This is a genomic window from Mesorhizobium sp. B3-1-9 (assembly GCF_006439595.1).
In the GTDB taxonomy this organism is placed as follows: Bacteria; Pseudomonadota; Alphaproteobacteria; order Rhizobiales; family Rhizobiaceae; genus Mesorhizobium.
Map to the genome: position 1 here is coordinate 410,342 of NZ_VFTJ01000004.1, position 25,280 is coordinate 435,621.

Annotated in this window: 19 protein-coding genes; 13 read left to right on the top strand and 6 right to left on the bottom strand. The window is 63.8% G+C overall.

Annotation, left to right across the window (positions count from 1 at the left end):
* The first annotated feature begins 16 nt into the window (after positions 1-16).
* From FJW07_RS10385 to FJW07_RS10415, 7 genes are all read left to right on the top strand, one after another.
* Entirely contained in the window at positions 17-955 is a 939-nt protein-coding gene (locus FJW07_RS10385) for a DUF3445 domain-containing protein (protein ID WP_140856191.1), read from the top strand.
* A gap of 131 nt (positions 956-1,086) precedes the next feature.
* On the top strand, positions 1,087-2,532 hold the full coding sequence (locus tag FJW07_RS10390) for a homospermidine synthase (protein ID WP_140856193.1): 1,446 nt from the start codon (positions 1,087-1,089) through the stop codon (positions 2,530-2,532).
* Between the two features lie 86 nt (positions 2,533-2,618).
* Positions 2,619-2,996 carry a hypothetical protein gene (locus FJW07_RS10395; RefSeq protein WP_140642250.1) on the top strand — a complete coding sequence of 126 codons (378 nt, stop codon included), beginning with the start codon at positions 2,619-2,621 and terminating at the stop codon, positions 2,994-2,996.
* Positions 2,997-3,187: 191 nt separating this feature from the next.
* The gene (locus FJW07_RS10400) at positions 3,188-5,311 is read left to right on the top strand and encodes a 5'-nucleotidase C-terminal domain-containing protein (RefSeq protein WP_140856195.1); all 2,124 of its coding nucleotides are present in this window, start codon (positions 3,188-3,190) and stop codon (positions 5,309-5,311) included.
* 142 nt (positions 5,312-5,453) lie between these two features.
* Positions 5,454-6,518, top strand: a complete 1,065-nt coding sequence (gene hemH, locus FJW07_RS10405) for a ferrochelatase (protein ID WP_140856197.1) — start codon at positions 5,454-5,456, stop codon at positions 6,516-6,518.
* A 239-nt stretch (positions 6,519-6,757) separates the two neighbouring features.
* Positions 6,758-7,708 carry an SPFH domain-containing protein gene (locus tag FJW07_RS10410; protein WP_140651512.1) on the top strand — a complete coding sequence of 317 codons (951 nt, stop codon included), beginning with the start codon at positions 6,758-6,760 and terminating at the stop codon, positions 7,706-7,708.
* 20 nt (positions 7,709-7,728) lie between these two features.
* On the top strand, positions 7,729-8,193 hold the full coding sequence (locus tag FJW07_RS10415; protein ID WP_140651510.1) for an NfeD family protein: 465 nt from the start codon (positions 7,729-7,731) through the stop codon (positions 8,191-8,193).
* 56 nt (positions 8,194-8,249) lie between these two features.
* Here FJW07_RS10415 and FJW07_RS10420 read toward each other — a convergent pair whose 3' ends face one another.
* Positions 8,250-9,251: a KpsF/GutQ family sugar-phosphate isomerase gene (locus tag FJW07_RS10420; protein ID WP_140642261.1), complete on the bottom strand. Its 1,002-nt coding sequence runs from the start codon at positions 9,249-9,251 to the stop codon at positions 8,250-8,252.
* Between the two features lie 160 nt (positions 9,252-9,411).
* Between FJW07_RS10420 and FJW07_RS10425 the strand changes: the two genes are divergently transcribed.
* A complete protein-coding gene (locus FJW07_RS10425) occupies positions 9,412-11,214 on the top strand; it encodes an outer membrane beta-barrel protein (RefSeq protein WP_140856199.1) in 1,803 nt (600 codons plus the stop codon).
* Between the two features lie 61 nt (positions 11,215-11,275).
* Here FJW07_RS10425 and galU read toward each other — a convergent pair whose 3' ends face one another.
* Positions 11,276-12,181: a UTP--glucose-1-phosphate uridylyltransferase GalU gene (gene galU / locus FJW07_RS10430; protein WP_140856201.1), complete on the bottom strand. Its 906-nt coding sequence runs from the start codon at positions 12,179-12,181 to the stop codon at positions 11,276-11,278.
* A 240-nt stretch (positions 12,182-12,421) separates the two neighbouring features.
* On the opposite strand from galU, the gene FJW07_RS10435 reads away from it, so the two are divergent.
* From FJW07_RS10435 to FJW07_RS10445, 3 genes are all read left to right on the top strand, one after another.
* Entirely contained in the window at positions 12,422-13,642 is a 1,221-nt protein-coding gene (locus FJW07_RS10435) for a lytic murein transglycosylase (protein WP_140856202.1), read from the top strand.
* 112 nt (positions 13,643-13,754) lie between these two features.
* A complete protein-coding gene (locus FJW07_RS10440) occupies positions 13,755-14,972 on the top strand; it encodes a DUF459 domain-containing protein (protein ID WP_140642268.1) in 1,218 nt (405 codons plus the stop codon).
* 87 nt (positions 14,973-15,059) lie between these two features.
* Complete coding sequence (locus FJW07_RS10445; RefSeq protein ID WP_140651499.1) at positions 15,060-15,467, top strand: MAPEG family protein; 408 nt, start codon at positions 15,060-15,062, stop codon at positions 15,465-15,467.
* Between the two features lie 38 nt (positions 15,468-15,505).
* Here the strand turns inward: FJW07_RS10445 and FJW07_RS10450 are convergent, their stop codons facing one another.
* A complete protein-coding gene (locus FJW07_RS10450) occupies positions 15,506-16,960 on the bottom strand; it encodes a glutamate synthase subunit beta (protein ID WP_140642272.1) in 1,455 nt (484 codons plus the stop codon).
* A gap of 198 nt (positions 16,961-17,158) precedes the next feature.
* Positions 17,159-21,895 carry a glutamate synthase large subunit gene (gltB, locus tag FJW07_RS10455; protein ID WP_140856204.1) on the bottom strand — a complete coding sequence of 1,579 codons (4,737 nt, stop codon included), beginning with the start codon at positions 21,893-21,895 and terminating at the stop codon, positions 17,159-17,161.
* Between the two features lie 491 nt (positions 21,896-22,386).
* Here gltB and FJW07_RS10460 point away from each other — a divergent pair, with 491 nt between their 5' ends.
* Both FJW07_RS10460 and FJW07_RS10465 read left to right on the top strand, forming a co-directional pair.
* The gene (locus FJW07_RS10460) at positions 22,387-23,436 is read left to right on the top strand and encodes a low specificity L-threonine aldolase (RefSeq protein ID WP_140856206.1); all 1,050 of its coding nucleotides are present in this window, start codon (positions 22,387-22,389) and stop codon (positions 23,434-23,436) included.
* Positions 23,437-23,461: 25 nt separating this feature from the next.
* Positions 23,462-24,355: an MBL fold metallo-hydrolase gene (locus FJW07_RS10465; RefSeq protein ID WP_140856208.1), complete on the top strand. Its 894-nt coding sequence runs from the start codon at positions 23,462-23,464 to the stop codon at positions 24,353-24,355.
* A 6-nt stretch (positions 24,356-24,361) separates the two neighbouring features.
* Here the strand turns inward: FJW07_RS10465 and FJW07_RS10470 are convergent, their stop codons facing one another.
* Both FJW07_RS10470 and FJW07_RS31905 read right to left on the bottom strand, forming a co-directional pair.
* On the bottom strand, positions 24,362-25,114 hold the full coding sequence (locus tag FJW07_RS10470) for a sulfite exporter TauE/SafE family protein (RefSeq protein ID WP_140856210.1): 753 nt from the start codon (positions 25,112-25,114) through the stop codon (positions 24,362-24,364).
* Positions 25,090-25,280: hypothetical protein (locus tag FJW07_RS31905; protein WP_210239870.1), on the bottom strand; the 191-nt coding region annotated here is incomplete at its 5' end. The genes FJW07_RS31905 and FJW07_RS10470, both read right to left, overlap by 25 nt.

Here is a 25,280-nt window from a genome sequence, read left to right on the forward strand (position 1 = left end):
TAGAACCCAAGCGGACATGACAATTCGCCAGCCGACCCATACGCCCTATGATGGGTCTTCGAAACTCTTCACGATCGGGCTGAAGCCGCTCGAAATCGAGCGCTGGATCGAGGTCGACGAATTCCTTCTCCCGCACCTCTCCGAAAAGCAGCGGCTCTATGCCGATATCCCCGAAAAGGTCTTTGTCGAGGAGGCCGGCACCCGCGACGCGCAAAGCGAAGTGCTGGCCCTGCTCAGCCCGCATCTCATCGCGAAACACCCGCGCACCCATTGCGGCGCCGGCTCGGACGTCGAGGTCATCGGCCTCGCAAGCGTGACCGACCGGCTGCCGCCGCCTACCCTACGCAACGCGCCGCTTGCAAGAGCATCCCTGCTCGTCCAGGAAGACCTGATCCTGATGCGCCGCGACGAGCGCGGCTGGCGGCTCGCCGCCGGTTCGCTCTGCTTCCCTTCGTCCTGGTCGCTCCAGGAAAAATTCGGCAAGCCGTTGCAGGAAATCCATGCGCCGGTGCCTGGATTCGGACCCGGCACGCGGCCGGCCGAGCTCATCAACCGGATGTTCGACGGCCTGCAGGGCCAAGCGGTCGAGCGCTTCAACTGGTCGATCCAGGCCGGCGACGCGCTCTACCATCCGCTCTCGAATATCCAGCGCATCGACCGTGCCACCAACCGCCCGACGCGATTCGCGGACGGCGACATCAACGCTCATGCCTTCATGCGCGTCGAGCGTCAGACGCTGCGCAAGCTGCCTGTCTCAAGCGACATCCTGTTCACCATCCGCATCCATCTCGATCCGCTCAAGGTGCTCGATGCCCATCCGGACCGGGCAACGCTGGCTGCATCCTTCGTGGAGCAGCTCCTGGCCCTCGACCAGCAACAACTCGACTACAAGGGCCTGACCGCCGACCGCGACCGGCTGGTTGCGTTCCTCAACGGTATCGCCGGATCAGCTTAACCACGCCGCCAAACCGGCTTACCCGCGATTGGCGCTTTTCGCTGGTTTATGACAATGATCTGTGGTGTACGGCTTGGCCGTCGGGCGAAAAATGCCCGGTTTTGCGCGTGTTTGAAGGAGTGTGCGAAAAAATGGCGAATGAAAACTGGCCCGTTTACGGTGAAATCACCGGTCCCGTCGTGATGATCGGCTTCGGTTCGATCGGGCGGGGAACGCTGCCGCTGATCGAACGCCATTTCAAGTTCGACAAGTCGCGCATGACGGTCGTCGATCCGCGCGACATCGACCGGAAATTGCTCGACGAGCGCGGCATCGCCTTCGTCCAGGAAGCGGTGACCGAGAAGAATTACAAGAAGCTGCTGACGCCGCTTCTGACCAATGGTGGCGGCCAGGGCTTTTGCGTCAACCTGTCGGTCGACACCGGCTCGGTGGACTTGATGAAATTGTGCCGCAAACTCGGCGTGCTCTACATAGACACCGTCGTCGAGCCGTGGCTCGGCTTCTATTTCGACGCCGAGGCCGACAATGCCAGCCGCACCAACTATGCGCTGCGCGAGGCGATGATCCAGGAAAAGCAGGACAAGCCCGGCGGCCCGACGGCGGTCTCCACCTGCGGCGCCAATCCCGGCATGGTCTCGTGGTTGGTCAAGAAGGCGCTGGTCGACCTCGCCACCGATCTCGGTCTCGAGTTTTCGGAGCCCGCGCAGGAAGATCGCGAGGCTTGGGCCAGGCTGATGAAGAAGGCTGGCGTCAAGGGCATCCATATCGCCGAGCGCGACACCCAGCGCACCAAGAAGCCAAAGCCGATGAACGTGTTCTGGAACACCTGGTCGGTCGAAGGCTTCATCTCGGAGGGACTGCAGCCGGCCGAGCTCGGCTGGGGCACGCATGAGAAGTGGATGCCGAAGAATGGCAAGAAGCACAAGCACGGCTCCAAGGCGGCGATCTATCTGGAACAGCCAGGCGCCAACACGCGCGTGCGCTCCTGGTGCCCGACGACGGGCGCGCAATACGGCCTCTTGGTGACGCATAACGAGGCGATCTCGATCGCCGATTTCTTCACCGTGCGCTCGAAGAAGGGCAAGCTTCAATACCGCCCGACTTGCCACTACGCCTACCATCCCTGCAACGACGCCTTGCTGTCGCTGGACGAGATGTTCGGCGCCGCCGGCAAGCCGCAGCCGGTTCACCACGTGCTCGACGAGAACGAACTGGTCGACGGCGTCGACGAGCTCGGAGTGCTGCTCTACGGCCATGACAAGAACGCCTACTGGTACGGCTCGCAGCTGTCGCTGGCCGAGGCACGCAAGCTCGCCCCCTACCAGAACGCCACCGGCCTGCAGGTCACCTCGGCGGTGCTCGCCGGCATGGTCTGGGCGCTGGAGAATCCGACCGCTGGTATCGTGGAGGCCGACGAGATGAACTACCGGCGTTGCCTCGAAGTGCAGACGCCTTATCTCGGGCCGGTCAGGGGCTACTACACCGACTGGACGCCGCTGGACAATCGGCCGGGACTCTTCCCGGAGGACCTGGACAAGGACGATCCGTGGCAGTTCCGCAACATTCTGGTCCGATAGCGCCGGGACTGACCGGAGCCACCGCCTTGCAATCGCCCGGAAATCGGGCGATTGAAGGATGCGGACTGAGGAGAGGATTTTCAAAAATGACCATTGCGCGCAAACTGCTTTCGGCAGGCGCCGCGGCAAGCCTTCTGGCTGCGGCCGCCTGCACCACCACCGGTCCCTCGGACCAGCCTTCGATGGCGGCGGCGCCGAAGGGTGTCGAGGGCAACTGGATCGACGCCAAGGGCACCGGCCTGTCGACCTTCATGGCTGGCAGCTTCACCACCGTCGCCACCGACACTGGCCAGAAGCTGTCGGAAGGCAGCTACACCATGACCGGCGCGACCTCGGTCGAGATCCACGGCACCTCGTTGATCCGCCAGACCCCGGTCAGCTTCAACTGCCTGATGATCTCCACCAGCCAGCTCAACTGCACCAGCGCCAGCGGCCAGAATTTTGTGCTGACGCGCCGGGCTTGAGGGTTCGCAAATCTTCAGCTGACAGGGACGGCGGCGCAAGCCGCCGTCCTTTTTTGTGCCGGCAAAACACTTCCGGATTTCCACTTGCATCGACCGGAACCCGATGTGAACATGACCCGAGGCTGACTGTTATTGTCCGGTCAAGCGGGGTCATCAAGCGCCTTCGAAGTCAGCTCATCCGGGAGACGAAGATGAAGAAGATTGCTGCCATCCTAGCCCTGTCCGCTTCGACGCTCGGCCTGTCGGCTGGCGTATCTTTTGCCGACTACACGCTGAACATCCTGCATTTCAACGATTGGCACAGTCGCATCGAAGGCAACAACAAATACGAGTCGACCTGTTCCGCCGACGAGGAGACCAAGGGCGAATGCATCGGCGGCGCCGGCCGGCTGATCACCGCGATTGCTGAGCAGCGCAAGAAGCTCGAAGGCCAGAACGTGCTGCTGCTCAATGCCGGCGACAACTTCCAGGGATCGCTGTTCTACACCACCTACAAGGGTGTGGTGGAAGAGGAGTTCCTCAATCAGATCAAGCCCGACGCGGTAACGCTCGGCAACCATGAGTTCGACGACGGCGAGACCGCGCTGGTGCCGTTCCTCGACAAGGCCAAATTCCCGATCGTCAGCGCCAATGTCGTGCCCAATGATAACTCCGGCGCCGCGGGCAAGTTCAAGCCCTCGATCGTCGTCGAGGTCGGCGGCCAGAAGATCGGCATCATCGGCGCCGTCACCAACGACACGCCGGAACTCGCCTCGCCCGGGCCGAACATCGCCATAACGGACGACGTCAAGGCGATCACCGCCGAAGTCGAGAAACTGAAGGGAGAGGGTGTCAACAAGATCATCGCCGTCACCCATATCGGCTATAGGCGCGAGCGCGACGTCATAGCGAAAATCCCCGGTATCGACGTGGTGGTCGGCGGCCACAGCCACACGCTCCTGTCGAACACCGATCCGAAGGCGGCGGGCCCCTATCCGACGATGGTCGACAACCCCGACGGCTATAAGGTGCCGGTGGTGCAGGCGGCGTCCTATTCGAAATATCTCGGCGAGTTCAAGGTCGTGTTCGACGACAACGGCGTCGTCAAGGAGGCCAGCGGCGACCCGATCTACCTCGACAAGTCGATCACCCCCGATCCGGCCGTGCTGGCCCGCATCAAGGAACTCGGGGCGCCGATCGAGGCGCTGAAGAACAAGGAGGTGGCCGAGACCACCAAGGCGATCGACGGCAGCCGCGAGAATTGCCGCGCGCGCGAATGCGAGATGGGCAATCTCGTCTCCGACGCCATTCTCGACCGCACCAAGGGCCAGGGCGTCGAAATCGTCATCTCGAACGGCGGCGGCCTGCGCGCGTCGATCGACCAGGGCACGGTGACCATGGGCGAGGTGCTGACCGTGCTGCCGTTCCAGAACACGCTGGCGACGTTCAAGATCTCGGGCAAGGACCTGGTCGCGGGCCTCGAAAGCGGCCTCAGCCAGATCGAGGACGGCGCCGGCCGTTTCCCTCAGGTTGCCGGCATCAAATATTCCTTCGACAGATCGGTCGCGCCCAATGCCGGCCGCGTCAAATCGGCCGAGGTGATGGAGAACGGCGGCTGGACGCCGATCAATCCCGACAAGCAGTACCTCGTGGCCACCAACAACTACGTCCGCCAGGGCGGCGACGGTTACAAGGTTTTCGCCGACAAGGCCACGGACGCCTATGACTACGGCCCCGGCCTGGAGCAGGTGGTGGCCGACTATCTCGGCGCGCATCAGCCCTACACGCCGAAGCTTGACGGCCGCATCACCGAAATTGCGGCGGCGACCGCGGCGGCCGAGCCGGCAAAACCAGCCGAGACGGCGCCTGCCGCACCGGCGGCAGAACCGGCAAAGCCGGCTGAGGCCGCTCCTGCAGCCACGACCCAGCCGCCGGCAGCCGAGGCAGCAAAATCGGCCGAGACCGCACCGGCCGCGAGCGAACCGGCAATGCCGGCTTTGCCTTCCAGTTCCAGCGATATCGCCGGCACGCCGCCGAGTGTCTCGACCGAGGCCCCTCCGGCACCGGACGGGACGAAGCCGGCTGAAACCGCTCCGGCGACGCCTGCTCCCGCCCCAGCCGCCGAGACGGCCAAGCCGGCGGCCGCGGCGCCCGCTGAAACCAAGCAGGCTGAGACCAGCCACACCGTCGCCGCCGGCGATACCTATTGGGACCTGGCCAAGAGAGCCTATGGCGACGCCACCCGGTGGAAGCTTATCTCCGAAGCCAACAAGGATTATAAGCCGCGCCGCCTGCCACTCGGCGCGACGCTGACCATTCCGCCGGCCGCGAAGTAAGCGGCCACCCGGAATTCATGGCACCCGCCCGGAAACGGGCGGGTGTTCCTTTTCGGGTGCCAAACGCGATAAAGTGCGGCCAGACGCAGCATTGAAAACCGGCAGGGCATCGCTAGTTTCGCGGCGCTACCGGAGACTGTTCATGACGCTTGCCAGCCCCACCGATGCCAGAACCGCGAAGGTCCCCGGCCCGCCGCTGGCGGGCGCTCCGCCAGCCAGGACGGGCAAGATCGGCATCATGCTGGTCAATCTCGGCACGCCCGACGGCACGGACTTCAAGCCGATGTGGCGCTACCTGCGCGAGTTCCTCTCCGATCCGCGCGTCATCGAGCTCAACAAGGCGATCTGGTATCCGATCCTCTACGGCCTCGTGCTGACCACAAGACCGAAAAAATCCGGCGCCAACTACGCGCGTATCTGGAACCGGGAGATGAACGAGTCGCCGCTGCGCACTTTCACCCGCGCTCAAGGTCAGAAGCTGGCCGCTGCGCTGGCCGACTTGCCCAACGTGACGGTCGACTGGGCAATGCGCTACGGCAACCCCTCGACGGCGAGCGTCGCGCAAAAGCTGGTCGCGCAAGGCTGCGAGCGCATCCTTTCCTTCCCCCTCTACCCGCAATATTCGGCGACGACGACGGCGACCGCGAACGACCAGCTGTTTCGCGCGCTGATGAAGATCCGGCATGCGCCGGCAATCCGCAGCGTACCGCCCTATTTCGACGAGCCCGTCTATATCGAGGCGCTCGCCCGCTCGATTGAGAAGCACATCGCAACGCTCGATTTCGAACCTGAGGTGGTGATCACCTCCTATCACGGCATCCCCAAACCCTATTCCGACAAGGGCGATCCGTACGGGGCGCATTGCCTGGAAACGACAAGGCTGCTGCGCGCGCGCCTCGGCTGGGACGAGAACAAGCTCATCACCACCTTCCAGTCGCGTTTCGGCGCGCAGGAATGGCTGCAGCCCTATACCGATGTCACCGTCGAGAAACTGGCCAAGGACGGCGTGAAGTCGATCGCCGTCGTCAATCCCGGCTTTTCCGTCGATTGCATCGAGACGCTGGACGAGATCGGCCGCGAGGCGGCCGAAACCTTCCATCACGCCGGCGGCAAGAACTTCGCCCATATCCCCTGCCTCAACGACAGCGCCGAGGGCATGGCGGTCATCGAAGCGCTGGCGCGGCGCGAGCTTTCCGGCTGGGTGTGACCGGCTTTACCGACTGATGCATGTCGCCCAGAAGTGTGCAGCGGTTCTGGGACAACGACATGCATCAAGGCAAAGACTTAAAGCGTGTCGACTGAATCCGTTTCAGCGCGACGCGCTTTAGCTTGAAACCGGTGCGCAAAAGCCTCCGCTAACCAATATTAGCGATCACCTGATTGTAACGTTGCGGAAACACACTTAAGTGATTCCGTGAAGTCGGTGCCTATTGAGGGAGATACGAAATGGGCTTCAGCGGTTTCGATATTGCCATCGTCGTTCTTGTTTTCCTGGTTATCATCCTTCTTTTCAAAGGCATCAAGACGGTGCCGCAAGGCTACAATTACACGGTGGAACGCTTCGGCCGGTACACCAAGACGCTGACGCCTGGCCTGAACATCATCAACCCCATCTTCGAGCGCGTCGGCGCCAAGATGAACATGATGGAGCAGGTGCTCGATGTGCCGACGCAGGAGATCATCACCCGCGACAACGCCATCGTCGGTGTCGACGGCATCGCCTTCTACCAGATACTCAATGCCGCGCAGGCCGCTTATCAGGTGGCCGGGCTGCAGAACGCCATTCTCAATCTGACCATGACCAACATCCGGACCGTCATGGGCTCGATGGACCTCGACGAATTGCTGTCCAACCGCGACGCCATCAACGAGCGCCTGTTGCGTGTCGTCGACGAGGCGGCGCATCCGTGGGGCATCAAGATCACCCGCGTCGAGATCAAGGACATCAATCCGCCGGCCAATCTCATCGAATCGATGGGCCGCCAGATGACGGCCGAGCGCAATAAGCGCGCCCAGATCCTGGCCGCCGAAGGCCTCAAGCAGTCGCAGATCCTCGAGGCCGAGGGCCGCAGGGAAGCAGCCTTTCGCGACGCCGAGGCGCGCGAGCGCTCGGCCGAAGCGGAGGCCAAGGCGACGCAGGTCGTGTCGGAAGCCATCGCCAAGGGCGACGTCCAGGCGCTCAACTACTTCATCGCCCAGAAATACACCGAGGCGCTGACCAGGATCGGCTCGGCCACGAACAGCAAGATCGTGCTGATGCCGCTGGAGGCCTCATCGCTGATCGGAACGCTCGGCGGCATCGGCGAGATCGCCAAGGAAGTTTTCAGGAGTGAAGGTACGGCTGGGGCGCAGCGGCAGGCAGCACGCCCGCCGCTGGTTCGGCCGAACGAAAACTGAGATCATAGGAGGCTGCTCCCATGTTCGATCGTATCGTTTCCGAACTCGGCCCGTGGAACTGGATGGTTCTGGGCTTCGTGCTCCTGGTGATGGAGATCGTCGCGCCGGGCGTCTTCATGCTGTGGATCGGCATCGCCGCGCTCATCGTCGGCGCGGCGTCGCTGGCGATATGGGACGCCGCTTTCTGGACCTGGCACGTGCAGGTGCTGGCGTTCCTGATCCTGTCGCTGATATCGGCTTTCGTCGGCAAGAAACTGATGGCCGGCCGCCACGACGATGCCGACCAGCCACTGCTCAACCGCCGCGGCGCGCAGATGGTGGGCAAGCTGGCGACGCTGGCCGAGCCGATCAAGGACGGCCGCGGCCGCATCAAGCTCGGCGACACGCTGTGGCGCGTTTCGGGCCCTGACCTGCCCGCGGGCACGCAAGTGCGCGTTGTCGGCGCCGCCGACACCGACCTGGAGCTGACGGTCGAGGCGGCCTGAACCGAGACAGGTATCGGACGGGCTGAGACTAAGGCAATTCCAGGAAAAGTGCGTGGCTAGGCTGCGCCAATGCGCAGCAGGTCGTGGAAATGAACCACGCCCACCGGCATTTTGTCTTTGATCACGACCAGCGCGCCGATATTGTGCTCGTTGAGCATGGCGATCGCCGTGCCCGCCAGCGTCTGCGGATCGATCGTCTTGGGCGTGCGGGTCATGACCTCATCGACGGTCACGTCGGCCAGATTGCGATGCAGATTGCGTGCAACGTCGCCGTCGGTGACGATCCCGACCAATTTGCCGCTCGCATCGACGATGCAGACGCACCCGACTTTCTTCTGCGACAGCGTCATCACCGCTTCCGGCATCTTGGTGCCGAGCAGGGCGAGCGGAACCTGATCGCCGGTCCGCATGATCTCGGACACCAGGGTCAGGTTGGCGCCAAGCTGCCCGCCGGGGTGCAAGGCTCGGAAGTGATCCGGCGTGAAGCCCCGCGCTTCGAGCAGAGCGATGGCCAACGCGTCGCCCAGCACGAGTTGGAGAAGCGTCGACGTCGTCGGTGCCAGCCCGTGCGGACAAGCCTCGGGCACGACCGGCAGCAGCAAAACCACATCGGCCGCACGCGCCAGCGCCGAGCTCTCGCCGGAAGTGATGGCGATCAGCGGGATGGAAAAACGCCTAGAATAGGCGACGATGCCCATCAATTCCTTGCTTTCGCCCGACCACGACATGGCGATGATGGCGTCGTCCTTGGCGATCATGCCGAGATCGCCATGATTGGCCTCGGCCGGATGGACGAAAAAGGCTGGCGTGCCGGTCGAGGCAAGCGTCGCGGCGATCTTGGCGCCGATATGGCCGCTCTTGCCGACACCGGTGACGATGACACGGCCCTCGATCCGCGAGATCAGGTCGATCGCGGCGGCAAAAGGCTCGGTCAGCCCGTTTGCGAGCGCGGCGGCCAGGGCCGCCACGCCGGTCTGCTCCGTCGCCACCGTTCTCAGCGCCGATTCGATCGCGGCCTGCCTGTCCGGCTGCTTTCTTTCTGGGGACCCCGCATGCATGGCGCAAGCGATTAGCGCTTTGCCGCGCCCCTGTCCAACAGAATTGCCGCGGCCTGCCGATCCGGGCGGCTCCAAGGCGGCTGTCTCAACCCTCCGTTAACCATCCGCATTTACGGTTCGGTAAGTATGGCGCAACCGCGCCGCGCAAGCAGTGGTGACGATGTCCGGGGGCCAGTCTGAAACGAAAATCGGTCGAAGGGGCATTGCCGTTGCGGCACTGCTGCTGACGGCAAGCGCGCTTGCCTTGCTGCGTCCCGCGCCGGCATTTTCGCAGGAAACCGAACTGCGCGGCGAGGTCTCCGAATCGGCCATACTCGCCGACCAGCAGCGCAAGGCCAGGCAGTTGAGGGCACAAGGGTCGCTGGATCAGACCTCGCCCGCGGCCGCGGCTGTCCCGGACACGGCACCGACGACCTACCAGCCGTCGAGCCCGGGCGCCGTTCCCGATGACGATCAGACGGCGGGCGCGACAGACAGCATCTTCGACCAGCCGCAGGCAACAGACGATCCATTGGCCGACACGAAGGCGCCGGCAAAACCCCGCCGGCCCTCAACGGCTGCTCAGCGTGCCCAGGACGCCAAGGCTGACGCCAAGTCGAACACCAAGACCGCCGACAAGAAGAAGACCAAGAAGAAGGCGGGCGAGGCTACCGACGGCACGACCACCGCCGCGACCACCGCCACCGGCGACCAGACTGACGCTGCAGCGACCGAAGACGACGGCAGCAACCGCCGTGCCGTCACCATCGACAGTGTCGACAAGCAGAAGCTCGACCCGGGCCAGGAGCGCACCGCATCCATCGAAGGCCAGAAGGTCAAGCCGGAGGACGATCCCTTCGCCGCTCCCGGTGTCAAGATCGGCACCTTTGTCTTCCGGCCGACGCTCGAGCAAGGCTTCACCGCCACCTCCAACGCCGATTCCAGCAGCACCGGCAAATCGGCGGTTCTGTCCGAGACGGCGCTGCGTTTCACCGCGACCTCCGACTGGCGCGAGAATTCAGCCTTGATCACCGGCTACGGCCAGTTCCGCAACAGCGTCTCGGGCGAAAAGATCAACGATGCGCAAGGCCGCATCGAAGGCCAGCTCAATGTCGATCTCGACAACGAGCTGCGCGCCATCGCCAAGCTGGGCTACGAAGCCGCACCCGAATCGGCCTCCGCGCCGGATGCTGTCGCCGGCGTCGACCACCAGCCGTTGCGCCAGACGGTGGACGGCAGCCTCGGCATCGAAAAGGATGTCGGCAAGATGCGTTACACGCTGACCGGCGCGGTTTCGCACGACTTCTATGGCGACGCTGAGCTCACCGACGGCACCACACTGTCGCAGAAGGATCAGGACAACACGCTCTACACGGCAACCTTGCGCACCGGCTACCAGATATCGCCGGCGCTGACGCCCTTCACGGAAGTCGAGCTCGGCCGCCGGGTCTACGATCTGCGCCTCGACACCGACGGCTTCGACCGCGCCTCGAAAAGAGTTGGCGCGCGCGCCGGCCTCGCGCTCGATATGGGCGACAAGCTCTCGGGCGAATTTTCCGTCGGCTGGCTGCGCGAAGCGCTAGACGACAGCCGCCTCCCAGCAATCGCCGGGCCGTCCATCGACGCCGACCTCAAATGGTCGCCCGAGCGCGGCACCACGATCGGGCTCACCGGAAATACCGAAGTAGAGACCACCACGACGGCAGGCCAGAGCGGCGATATCCTCTATTCGGGCCGTCTGACCGGCGAGCGCCAGATCCGCGCCAATCTGACGGCGAACTCGGCACTGGGCCTCGACTGGCGCGATTACACCGGCTCCGACGGCCACGATCTGATCCTGAGCGCCGAGGCCGGGCTGACCTGGTGGCTGAACCGCTATGCCGGGGTCACCACCAGGGTGCGGACGGAGAAGCTGACCAGCAACCTGCCTGGACGCGACTATACAGCCAACAGCGTCTATCTCGGCCTGAAGGTCCAGCGCTAACGCTTCGTCATCCACGGGCGAAGCGGGTGCGCAGACCCGAAAGTGACGAAGGCGCTGCAGCCTACGAAGCGGCGCCGCGCCGCTCTGCCGGCTGCACCTCATCGAGCAACGTGCGGATGACGCCGGCCATGCTTGCATTCATGTCGCTGCGCCACAGCGCGAAGGCGACATTGGCCTCGACGAAACCTTCCGGCGAGCCGCAGTCGAAGGTGCGCCCCTTGTAGTGATAGCCGTAGAAGGGCTGCTTTTTCTCCAGCTTCAGCATCGCGTCGGTCAGCTGGATCTCGTTGCCGGCGCCGCGTTCCTGGCTTTCCAGGATGCCGAAGATCTCCGGCTGCAGGATGTAGCGGCCGTTGATGAAGAGGTTGGAGGGCGCTTTGCCCTGCTTCGGCTTCTCCACCATGCCGGTGATGCGGAAGCCGTGATGCGTATCGTCGCCGCGGCCGACAATGCCGTATTTATGCGCCTCGGCCGGATCGCATTCCTGCACGGCGATGATGTTGTTGCCGGTCTCGGCATAGAGCTCGACCATGTCCTTCATGCAGCTCTTTTCCGACTGCATGATCATGTCCGGCAAAAGCAGCGCGAACGGCTCGTCGCCGACCAGCTCGCGGGCGCACCAGACGGCATGGCCGAGGCCCATCGGCACCTGCTGGCGCGTGAAGCTGGTCTGTCCTGGCGCTGGCTGGAGCCGCTGCAGTCGGGCGAGCTGGTCGTCCTTGCCACGCTGAGCCAGCGTGTCATACAGCTCGAACTGGACGTCGAAATGGTCCTCGATGACCGCCTTGTTGCGCCCGGTCACGAAGATGAAATGCTCGATGCCGGCCTCGCGCGCCTCGTCGACCACATATTGGATGACCGGCCGGTCGACGACGGTCAGCATTTCCTTCGGGATGGCCTTGGTGGCTGGAAGAAACCGCGTGCCGAGGCCTGCGACCGGAAAAACTGCCTTGCGAACGCGCTTCATGCTGACACCCCTGCGTTTCAGCCAATTATCCGCTCGGCGACGCGCTCCGCAATCCCCCCGCGCTTTTTCACGCCGGAATCATTTTCACGCCGGAATGTTGGACTACCGAACGGCCAAAGTTGAGTGTGAGAGCTAAAAGCCGCGACACCTCTTTTCGTTCCCGGCGGCACCTATGGTAAACTAAATACTAACCCGGTTCGGCGTTGAATGATCCTTCCTGATTTGACGAAGGAGGAAATGATGTCCGTTCGCAACACCGCGAGGCGCCTGACGGCACTGGTGACTGCCGCCGGTCTCACGCTGGCCTTGCTGATGCCCGCCGGACCCGCTTTCGCCGATGCCGGGTTCCGCCAGTGGGTCTCGGGTTTCCGCGCCATCGCGGTGGCGGGCGGCGTTTCTGGCGCTGTTTACGATCAGTCCATGAGAGGCATCGAGCCCGACCCGGTCGTGTTGGAAAAAGCCCGCACCCAGCCGGAATTCACCGCGCCCGCCTGGGACTATTTCGACAACCGCGTGCATGACCAGTCGGTGGCCAACGGCCAGGCGATGGCGAGGAAATGGAAACCGTGGCTCGACCGGATCGAGGCGCGGTTCGGCGTCGACCGCAACGTCCTTCTCGCCATCTGGTCGATGGAATCGAACTATGGCGAGATCCTCAAGCGCGACGACATCATGCGCAATGTCATCCGTTCGCTGGCGACGCTCGCCTATGGCGACCCGAAGCGCTCGAAATATGCCCGTACCCAGCTGATCGCCGCCTTGAAGATCCTGCAGACCGGCGACATCGACGAAAGCCATCTGATGGGTTCCTGGGCCGGGGCGATGGGCCAGACCCAGTTCATCCCGACCAGTTATCAGCGCTATGCGGTCGACATGGACGGCAACGGCAAGCGTGACATCTGGAATTCGATCCCCGACGCGCTGGCGACGTCCGCCAATCTGCTCAAGAAGAACGGCTGGCAGGCCGGCAAGACCTGGGGATATGAGGTCTCCATACCAGCCGGCAAGCTGCCCGGCGGCGCAAAGACGATCGCCCAATGGCAGGCGCTCGGCGTCGTCCGGGCCAGCGGCAAGCCATTCAAGAACCTGACCGACAAGGCGACGCTGAAAGTACCGGACGGCAGGGGCGGCCCCGCCTTCCTGATGATCAGGAATTTCTCGGTCATCAAGGCTTACAACAACGCCGACAAATACGCTTTGGCCGTCGGCCTTCTGGCCGACGAGATCGCCGGCGGCAACGGCCTGGTGCAGGACTGGCAGCGGCCTTTCACCAAGCTCAGCTTCGAGGAACGACAGGAACTGCAGAAGCGGCTTTCAGATCACGGCTATTATGACGGCAAGTTCGACGGCAAGATCGGCGATGGCTCGAAAGCCGCCATCATGGCCTATCAGGCCAAGGTCGGCTTGAACCAGGATGGCTATCCGAGCATGGAAGTGCTCAAATGGCTCCGCAAGCAGTAGAGCCGTCCACGCCGCTAGGCATCCTTTCAAATAGGGCAAGGATGCTGTAGCGCTTCGGTTGCGCATGACTTCCCGCGTCTGCCTGGTCATGCGCCAAGGGATGGAGAGGTGTTTGGTGTCGGTCGCGCGTATCAGGCAGGGCATTCGCCGGGCGCCGATCCTGATTCTCGCGCTGACCGTGCTTGTCGTCATCGCCGCCGGCGCTTTCCACGCACCTGCATTCGCGCAGGAGGAAAGCCGCGGCTGGTCGTTGCGTGACCTCCTGTTCCCGCGCCGCAGCGAACGCGTCGAGCCACCGGTCGAAATCCAGAAATCAAGGCCGAAACCGAAAAAGAAATCCAAGCCGCGCCCGCCGGCCGAGCCGGAAACGCCGATTGTCGAGAAGACGAACGACGCCCGTGTCGTGCTGGTGGTCGGCGATTTTCTGGCGGGCGGTCTGGCCGAAGGCCTGGACACTGCCTTTGCCGACAATCCCGCCGTCAGGATCGTTGCCCGCAGCAACGGGTCGTCGGGCTTCGTGCGCGACGATTTCTATAACTGGCCGGTCGAGATCAAGTCACTGATCGAGACCGAGAAGCCGTCGGCCGTGATCGTCATGCTGGGCTCCAACGACCGCCAGCAGATGCGGGTCGGCGAGGTGCGCGAGCAGCCCCGCTCGGAGAACTGGACCAAGGAATACGAGCGCCGCACCGATGCGTTCGGCAAGGCCATCCAGGACACCAAAGTGCCGTTCCTATGGGTCGGCATGCCGGCTTTCCGCGTGTCGAAGATGAACTCGGACATGCTTGCCTTCAACGACATCTATCACTCGGCCGCCGAAAAGCATGGCGGCGAATTCGTCGATGTCTGGGACGGCTTCGTCGACGAGAACGGCGCTTTCGTCACCTCCGGCCCGGACATCAACGGCCAGCCGGTTCGCTTGCGTTCCGACGACGGCATCAACGTCACCAAGGCCGGCAAGCGCAAGCTCGCTTTCTACACGGAAAAGCCGTTGGCCAAGATCCTGGGCCTGGCGGCGCCGGGAAGCGTCACGACCGTGTCGGCGCCGGCCGGCGCTCCGGTCGAGGCGCCGAAGCCGGCTGCGGCGCCCGTCATCGTCAACCGCACCGCGCCGATGCTGCTCGGCGACCCGTCGCTCGACGGCGGCACCGAACTGCTGGGCGCCGCGCAGCCGGCCAGGGCCGATCCGAACCTGCCCGGCGAAAAACTGATCATCGAAGGCAAGGCGCCGGCCGCCTCGCCTGGCCGCGCCGACGATTTTTCCTGGCCGCCGAAGCCGCAGCCGGCGACCGCGGCTGTAGAGTCCGACCCGACGCCGGCGACTCCGTGACCGACATTCCTGCGCAGCGGCAATTTCGCGCCAAGCCGAACAATGACATTGTTGGATTTTGGCCGAAGTCAAAGTCGGGGGGCGAATATGTCGGCAACAGGCTATGCCTTGCTTGGGTTCGTGACTTGGACCCTCTTATTGCTCATATGGATGGAAATCCTGCGCACCCATCTTGTGGTGAGCGGCCGCGTCCCCGCGAATGGCTTCGCACCGGACAACGCCGGTCTTTCGCCCTTCTTGCAGCGGCTGGCGCGCGCCCATGCCAATTGCATCGAAGGCCTTCCCATATTCGGAGGTCTCATGGCCCTGGCCATAATGAGCGCGCGCGCCTCGATTACCGATCCGCTCGCATATTGGTTTCTCGGCGCGAGGCTGGTGCAGTCGGCCATTCATTTGACGTCGACAAGTCCGACCGCTGTCAAGGCTCGATTTTCGGCGTTCTTGGTCCAGATGGCCATCGGCCTCTATTGGGCGATAAAGCTGTTGCTTAGCTAGGCTGCGCTTCGCGAAAGACTGCGGCTCGTTAGCCCAATTTAACGCGGCAGAACCGTCGATCCCATCAGCGTCTCGTCGATCGAGCGCGCCGCCTGGCGGCCCTCGCGGATCGCCCACACCACCAGCGACTGGCCGCGGCGCACGTCGCCCGCCGCATAGAGCTTGTCGACACTGGTCCTGTAGTCGCGATCGTTGGCCTCGACATTGTTCGAGCGGCGGCTGTCGGTGACGACCTTTATCTCGCCGTCGAGCTCCTTCATCAGGCTGTCGCCCGCCGGTCCGGCGAAGCCGATGGCGATGAAGGCGAGATCGGCGCGGATGACGAACTCGGTGCCGGCGATCGGCTTGCGCTTGTCGTCGACCTCGCAGCAGCGCACACCGGTCAACTGGCCTTCCTCGCCGATGAACTCGAGCGTCGCCACCTGGAATTCGCGCTCGGCGCCCTCGGCCTGCGAGGACGAGGTGCGCATCTTGGTCGCCCAGTACGGCCAAACCGCAAGCTTGTCTTCCTTCTCGGGCGGCTGCGGGCGGATGTCGAGCTGGGTCACGCGCACCGCGCCCTGGCGGAAGGCGGTGCCGATGCAGTCGGACGCAGTGTCGCCGCCACCGACGACGACGACATGCTGGCCGCCGGCGATGATCGGGTGCGAGGGCCACGCCACCGACTGGATCGGCTCGCCGCCGACACGACGGTTCTGCTGCACCAGATAGGGCATGGCGTCATAGACGCCGCTGAGATCGGCGCCCGGAATACCGGCCGGGCGCGGCGTTTCGGAGCCGCCGCAATAAAGCACGGCGTCGAATTCCCCGAGCAGGTCAGCCACCTTCATGTCGACGCCGACATTGACGCCGCAATGGAAGGTCACCCCCTCGCCCTGCATCTGCTCGATGCGACGGTCGATATAGTGCTTCTCGATCTTGAAGTCCGGAATGCCGTAACGCATCAGCCCGCCGGGACGGCTTTCGCGCTCATAGACATGCACGTCGTGGCCGGCGCGGCCCAGCTGCTGCGCCGCCGCCATGCCGGCCGGGCCGGAGCCGATGACGGCAACCCGCTTGCCGGTCTTCCTTTCCGGCGGATAGGGCCGGATATGGCCGGTCTCATAGGCCTTGTCGGCGATCGCCTGCTCCACCGTCTTGATGGCGACCGGGATGTCCTCGAGGTTCAGCGTGCAGGCTTCCTCGCACGGCGCCGGGCAGATGCGGCCGGTGAACTCCGGGAAATTGTTGGTCGAGTGCAGGTTGCGGATCGCGTTGTCCCAGTCGCCATTGTAGACGAGGTCGTTCCAGTCGGGGATCTGGTTGTGGATCGGACAGCCCGTCGGCCCATGGCAGAACGGAATGCCGCAATCCATGCAGCGAGCGGCCTGTTTCTCGACCTCCTTGTCCGACATCGGCAATGTGAATTCGCGGAAATGCCGGATGCGGTCCGAGGCAGGCTGGTACTTGTGCACCTGCCGGTCGATCTCGAGAAAGCCTGTTACCTTGCCCATAGTCCAGTCCCTGCTGTCCGAGGCACGCTTTTTGTCGGCGCACCCGTTAACCCCTTAAGGCTGCCCTGGCAACCGCACCTTGTTGGAGCATGACCTTCGCCCGAAAACCGGTTCCCACTTGTCGGGGTCATGCTCTCGGGGTCAGGATTGTTGGCGAGGATGCCGGCCGGAGAGCCATCTCTCCGGCCTGCCCGATGCTTATTCCGCCGCCACGCTCATGCGCATGCGTTCCATCTCGATCAATGCGCGGCGATATTCCACCGGCATGATTTTTCGGAATTTCGGCCGGAAGTTCTGCCAGTCGTCGAGGATCTCGCGACCGCGCACCGAACCGGTGAAATGCACATGGTTCGAGATCAGCTGGTAGAGCCGTTCCTCATCATGGCTGGTCATATCGCCGGAGACGTCGACGCGGCCCTTGTGGTCGAGGTCGCCGCCATGATGGAGCAGTTTCTCCATCAGGTCGTCCTCTTCCGGGACCGGCTCCAGCTCGACCATCGCCATGTTGCAACGTTCGGCGAAATCGCCTTTCTCGTCCAGCACATAGGCGACGCCGCCCGACATGCCGGCGGCGAAGTTGCGGCCGGTCTTGCCGAGCACGACGACGATGCCGCCGGTCATGTATTCGCAGCCATGGTCGCCGACGCCTTCGACGACGGCGGCCACGCCCGAATTGCGCACCGCGAAGCGCTCGCCGGCGACACCGGCGAAATAGGCCTCGCCTTCGGTAGCGCCGTAAAGCACCGTGTTGCCGACGATGATCGAGTCAGCAGCGACGATCTTTGCTTCTTCCGGCGGGCGGATGACGATGCGGCCACCCGACAGGCCCTTGCCGACATAATCGTTGCCGGCCCCGACAAGCTCGAACGAGACGCCGCGCGCCAGGAACGCGCCGAAGGACTGACCGGCGGTGCCGGTGAGCTTCACATGGATCGTGTCTTCACGCAGGCCCTTATGCTTGAAACGCTTGGCGACCTCGCCCGACAGCATCGCGCCGGCCGAACGATCGACATTGCGGATCGGCAGCTCGATGGTGACGGGCTGCTTGGCGTCCAGCGCCGGCTTGGCCAACTCGATCAGCTTGCGGTCGAGCACGTCGTCGATCGGATGCTTCTGCCGCTCGGTCCAGTGCAGCGCCTCATGCGGGGCGTCCGGCTTGAAGAACATCTTCGAGAAGTCGAGCCCGCGTGCCTTCCAGTGCTGGATGACGTCGCGCTTTTCCAGAAGGTCTGTGTCGCCGATGATCTGGTCGAGATGGGTGTAGCCCATTTCGGCAAGCAGCGCCCGCACCTCTTCCGCCACGTAGAAGAAGAAGTTGATGACGTGCTCGGGGGTGCCCTTGAAGCGCTTGCGCAGCACCGGGTCCTGCGTCGCCACGCCGACCGGGCAGGTGTTGAGGTGGCACTTTCGCATCATGATGCAGCCGGCGGCGATCAGCGGCGCGGTCGAGAAGCCGAACTCGTCGGCGCCGAGCAGCGCGCCGATGATGACGTCGCGACCGGTGCGCAACCCGCCATCGACCTGCAGCGCGACGCGCGAACGCAGGCCGTTGAGCACCAGCGTCTGGTGCGTCTCGGCAAGGCCCATTTCCCACGGGCTGCCGGCATGCTTGAGCGAGGTCAACGGCGAAGCGCCGGTGCCGCCATCATAGCCGGAGATGGTGATGTGATCGGCGCGCGCCTTGGCGACGCCCGCCGCAACCGTGCCGACGCCGACCTCCGACACCAACTTGACCGACACATCGGCCGCCGGATTGACGTTCTTCAGGTCGTAGATCAGCTGCGCCAGATCCTCGATCGAATAGATGTCGTGATGCGGCGGCGGCGAGATCAGGCCGACGCCGGGCGTCGAGTGCCTGACCTTGGCGATGGTCGCGTCGACCTTGTGCCCTGGCAGCTGGCCGCCCTCGCCGGGCTTGGCGCCCTGCGCGACCTTGATCTGCATGACGTCGGAATTGACCAGATATTCCGCCGTGACGCCGAACCGTCCGGACGCGACCTGCTTGATCGCCGAACGTTCCGGGTTCTTGCCGCCGCCGGGCAGCGGCAGATAGCGGTCGGCCTCTTCGCCGCCCTCTCCGGTGTTCGACTTGCCGCCGATGGCGTTCATGGCGCGCGCCAGCGTGGTGTGCGCCTCGCGCGAAATCGAGCCGAACGACATCGCCCCGGTCGAGAAGCGCTTGACGATCTCGGCCGCCGGCATGACGTCCTCGATCGCGACCTTCTTGCGGCCGGTCTCTTCTGCTGTTCTGAGCTTGAACAGGCCGCGAATGGTCTGGGCGCGCGCGGTTGCGCTGTCGATCTGCGCCGAATAGTCCTTGAACGTGTCCCAGGAGCCTTGCCGCACGGCGTGCTGCAAGGTGGCGACCGCATCGGGCGACCACATATGCGCCTCGCCGCGCATGCGGAACATGTATTCGCCGCCGACCTCTAGGTTGTTGCGCAGCACCGGGTCGCTGCCGAAGCCATCGCTGTGGCGGCTGAGCGTCTCGGTGGCGATCTCGTCCAGGCCGACGCCTTCGATCAGCGTCGCGGTGCCGGTGAAATACTTCTCGACGAAATCGGACTTCAGCCCGATGGCGTCGAATATCTGCGCACCGCAATAGGACTGGTAGGTCGAGATGCCCATCTTGGACATCACCTTGAGGATGCCCTTGCCGATCGACTTGATGTAGCGCGAGACCACCTCGTACTCGTCGACCTCTTCCGGCAGCTCGCCGCGCTTGTGCATGTCGAGCAGCGTATCGAAGGCAAGATACGGGTTGATCGCCTCGGCGCCGTAACCGGCCAGGCAGCAGAAGTGATGCACTTCGCGCGGCTCGCCGGATTCCACAACCAGCCCGACCGAGGTGCGCAGGCCCTTGCGGATCAGGTGATGGTGCACGGCCGCCGTCGCCAGCAGCGACGGAATGGCGATGCGGTCCGGCCCGACCTGGCGGTCGGACAGGATGATGATGTTGTAGCCGCCGGCGACCGCCGCCTCGGCCCGTTCGCAGAGCCGGTCGATGGCGCCCTGCATGCCGGCAGCGCCCTCGTTCGAGCCGTAGGTGATGTCGATCGTCTTGGTATCGAAACGGTCTTCGGTGTGGCCGATGGAACGGATCTTCTCCAGATCGCCATTGGTCAGGATCGGCTGTCGCACTTCGAGCCGCTTGCGGCGCGACGTGCCGACCAGGTCGAAGATGTTCGGCCGCGGGCCGATGAACGACACCAGGCTCATCACCAGCTCCTCGCGGATCGGGTCGATCGGCGGGTTGGTGACCTGGGCGAAGTTCTGCTTGAAATAGGTGTAGAGCAGCTTCGACTTGTCCGACATCGCCGAAATCGGCGTGTCGGTGCCCATCGAACCCACCGCTTCCTGGCCGGTGGTGGCCATCGGCGCCATCAGAAGCTTGGTGTCTTCCTGCGTGTAGCCGAAGGACTGCTGGCGATCGAGCAGGCTGACATCCTTGCGCAGCGCGCGCGGTTCGACCGGCTTCAGGTCTTCGAGAATGAGCTGCGTGTTGGCGAGCCAGGTCTTGTAGGGGTGCTTGGTCGCGATCTCGGACTTGATCTCCTCATCGGAGACGATGCGGCCCTTGGCGAGATCGATGAGCAGCATGCGGCCCGGCTGCAGCCGCCACTTCTGCACGATCTTTTCCTCCGGCACCGGCAGCACGCCGGCCTCCGACGCCATGATGACGCGGTCGTCATCGGTGACGATGTAGCGCGCCGGACGCAGGCCGTTGCGGTCGAGCGTGGCGCCGATCTGGCGGCCGTCGGTGAAGACCACCGCCGCCGGTCCGTCCCACGGCTCCATGAGCGCCGCGTGGTACTCGTAGAAAGCCTTGCGGTCTGCGTCCATGAGCTTGTTGCCGGCCCAGGCTTCCGGAATCAGCATCATCATGGCGTGGCTGAGCGAATAGCCGCCCTGGAACAGGAATTCGAGCGCGTTGTCGAAGCACGCCGTGTCGGACTGGCCGTCATAGGAGATCGGCCACAACTTCGAGATGTTGTTGCCGAACAGTTCGGAATCGACCGAGGCCTGACGCGCCGCCATCCAGTTGTTGTTGCCGCGCACCGTGTTGATCTCGCCATTATGCGCGACCATGCGGTAGGGATGCGCCAGCTTCCAGGACGGGAACGTGTTGGTCGAGAAACGCTGATGGACGAGGATCAGCGCGGTTTCGAAGCGCGGATCGGTGAGATCCTTGTAATAGGCGCCGACCTGGTAGGCCAGGAACATGCCCTTGTAGACGATGGTGCGCGCCGACAGCGACACGCAATAGGCGCCGATGTCCTTGTTGTCGTTCTCGGCATAGATGCGGCCCGAGATCACCTTGCGCAGCAGATAGAGCCTGGCCTCATACTCCTCGTCGTCGGTAATGTCGGACGTGCGGCCGATGAACACCTGCCGATGGAACGGCTCGGATGCCACGATACCGGGCGCCTTCGACAGCGACGAATTGTCGACCGGGACGTCACGGAAGCCGATGAGCGGCAGCCCTTCCGCCTGCGCCGATTCGGCGATGACTTCTTCGATATGGGCGCGCAGTGCCGCGTCCTGGGGCATGAACCAATGGCCGACGCCGTATTGGCCGGCCGGCGGCAGTTCGACGCCCTTGGCGGCCATTTCCTCACGGAAGAACTGGTCCGGGATCTGCACCAGCACGCCGGCGCCGTCGCCGACCAGCGGATCGGCGCCGACGGCGCCGCGATGGGTGAGGTTTTCCAGCATCGCCAGACCGTCCTCGACGATCTGGTGCGACTTCAACCCCTTCATATTGGCGATGAAGCCGACGCCGCAGGCGTCATGCTCGTTGCGCGGATCGTAAAGGCCCTGCGCGGCCATGCCGTTGGCAGTTCGCAGCTCTTTGGTCAGGACGGTATTTTTAACGGCTGTCGCTTTCGTCTGCGCGGCCCGGCCGTTGATCGCAGATGGCGTCAGTTCCGTCATCGTCCTATCCTCCGTTCTCCACCTTGGCCCCGACCGTTTCAGGGCGCTGGTTTGCATTGGGAAGCATGATGCTTCCCCTTTATCCTGCTGCACGTCTCGCGAAATCCACCGAACCAATCGGCTATACGCCCGGTTCGCATCCGGTATCGTACAGGTCAGAGCCGGGCCGTCTACCCGCCGCTCGCGACAATGGCCGGAATGGCAGCGATCATACGCCAGTCCGGCCTGTTTTGTGCGACAAAATAAGACAGCACTACTGTCCTAAATTTTTTATGACAGAAATCAGACAGCCGCACAAGACCGATTCACAAAAAACTTGGGCGTGCCGCGACACAAAATTTCGTGACAAGCGCAGGAAACGCAAGCTTTGGTCCGGGTCCTTTGGCCTCGATTTGCTGGCTTCACCGCTTTGCCGATGATTGGCCCTTGCGCTTCGACTGCCGAAGCGGTCAAGTCCCGCCGCTTTTGCCAATCACGATATGGACCTTTCGATGTTCTTTGCATCCGACAACTGGGCGGGCGTCCACCCCGACATTTCGGCCAACCTGTCGCGCCATGCCGCCGGCACCGCTGTCGCTTACGGCGACGGCGACCTGGACCGCGCCGTCTATCGCCGCTTCAGCGAGGTCTTCGAGCGTGAGGTTCAGGTCTTCTTCGCCGCGACCGGCACCGCGGCCAACGCGCTTTCGATGGCTGCGTTGAACCGAATCGGCGGCGTCGCGCTCTGCCATTCCGAGGCGCATATGAATGTCGACGAGTTCGGCGCGATGGGTTTCTACACCGGCGGCGCGCGCATGGCGCCGGTGCCGGGACCGCTGGGACGCATGAACCCGGAGGCTCTCGACCGCGCGATAAGGCGCTATTCGCAGGATCTGGCGCCAGCCGGTCAGCCGATGGCGATCACCGTCACCCAGGCGACCGAGGTCGGCACGGTCTACAGCGTCGACGACGTCAAGGCGATCGCCGAGGTCAGCCGCCGCCACAAGCTGCCGCTTCACATGGACGGCGCGCGCTTCGCCAATGCGATTGCCGCGACGGGCGTCAGCCCGGCCGAAATGACTTGGAAGAGCGGCGTCGACCTCATCTCCTTCGGCGGCACCAAGAACGGCTGCTGGATGGCGGACGCGGTGGTGGTCCTCAATCCGGACGTCGGCAAGGATTTGCGCCTGCTGCGCCAGCGCGCCGGACAGACCTTCTCCAAGGCCCGCTTCATCTCGGCCCAGTTCGAGGCCTATTTCACCGACGATCTGTGGTTGAGGATGGCCGGCCATGCCAACGCGATGGCTGCACACCTGGCCGAGACGATCGAGGATGCGCCGGCCGGCAAGCTCGCCTGGCTGCCGCAGGCCAATGAGGTCTTCGCCATACTCGGTCGGGCCACGGCGGAAAAGCTGCAGGCGGCAGGCGCCAAATTCTATGAATGGGGCGTGCCGCAGGGTTTCGATGGCCACCTCGGCGACAACGAAGCGATCTACCGCTTCGTCGCCAGCTTCGCGACCACGACGGCAGAGATCGACCGTCTCGGTCAGCTGCTGGCTTGAGCTTTTTATAGTCGAGGGCAAGCTGATGACCAGACCGCCTCTCGGCTCGACGATGCGGCTGATCCGTCCGGCGCCGAACGTGCTCGGCTTCTACGATGGCCGTGTCGATGGCGTACGCATCTGGTCGGACGAGTCGAATTGGCTCGACGACGGCGCTTACACGCTCGGCATCTGCACCTATGCGATCGTCGATGGATCGCAGGCGCTCGTCTACGACACGCACATATCCCTGCCCCATGCCCGCTTCATCCGGAAAACCCTCGAAGAGCTGGGCGTGACCTCGATACGCGTCGTTCTCAGCCACTGGCATGACGACCATATCGCCGGCAACGAGGTGTTCCAGGACTGCGAGATCATCGCCAACACCCTGACTGCCTCGGCACTCGAACGCGGCCGCGCCGAGATCGAAAGCGGCAACCCGCCGATCAAGCCGCTCGTTATGCCCAACAGGACGTTCGACAACAGCCTCAGCCTGACGGTGGGGGCGATCTCGATCGAACTGCGCCAGGTCGAAATCCACAGCCATGACGGCACGGTGCTGCTGATGCCCCAAGCTGGCCTGCTGCTTGGGGGCGATACGCTGGAAGATTCCGTCACCTATGTCTCGGAACCGGAGCGTCTGGCGGAACACTTGATCGACCTCGAGCGCATGGCTGGCTGGCGGTTCGATCGAATCCTGCCCAACCACGGTTCCTTCGAGGCAATCGAAGCCGGCGGCTATGACAGAAGCTTCATCGCGGCGACCGAGGCCTATGTCCGAAAGCTGCTTGCCTGCCGGCAAGACCCCGACCTGGCGAAGCAGGATTTGAGGACCTTCGGCGCCGACATTTTTGCGACAACGGCGGTTGAGTATTTTGCGCCTTATGAACCCGTTCACCGGCAGAACGTGGAGGCCGCTATCGCGGCGAAGCGCCGGTAATGTGCGCTAGGCGAGGAAGGGCCGCAGCAACAGCTCGACGCCGAGTAGGACCAGAAAGATCAGGAACCATCGACGGAAAGTCGCTGGGCTGATTTTGTGGCGCAGCACCTGCCCCAGCCACATGCCGAGCAAGGCCGGCAGCACGGCGAGTGAGGACATCGCCAGATGCCCGGCCTCGAAGGCGCCATGCGAGGCAAGGCCCAGCGCCAGGGCGATCGTCGACACCGTGAAGGAGAGGCCGAGCGCCTGGATGAGATCATCGCGGCTCAAGCCCAGCGCCTGGATGTAGGGGACGGCAGGCACGACGAAGACGCCGGTGCCGCCCGTGACCAGGCCGGTGAGGAAACCCACGACCGGCGACGACCAGCGTTCGGCGCGTGCCGGCACCGTCGGCTGCCGCGCGAGCAGGCTGTAGGCGGCATAGACGATCAATGCCGCGCCGAGGCCGGCGGTCGTCCATTTGACGTTGTCGCTGGCGAGCAGCCGCGAACCGGCGATGGTGCCGATCAGGATGCCCGCCATCATCAGCCACAGCCGGCGCAGGATCGCGGAAAAACTCGGGCCGGCGAAAAGCTGCCAGACATTGGTGAAGAAGGAAGGCACGATGAGCAGCGATGCCGCGGTCACCGGCGGCATGATGGTGCCCAACAGGCCCATCGCCAGCGTCGGCAGGCCCATGCCGGTCACGCCCTTGACGATCCCGGCCAAAAGGAAAGTGATTGCGACGGTGAGCGTCAGCAGCAGGGAAAAATCGGACATCGCCCTTCATGATCCGCCGCCGCATGCTTCAAAAGAGCCAGAAAGGCTCGTTGCGGGTGGCACAAAAAAGCGGCGCCTCTCAGCGCCGCCAGACTGCTGACGAACCCCGTCGATTTTCGGCGGGGTTTTGTTTTATGTGATTGAAGAGTTTTGAGAAGTTGGTGTC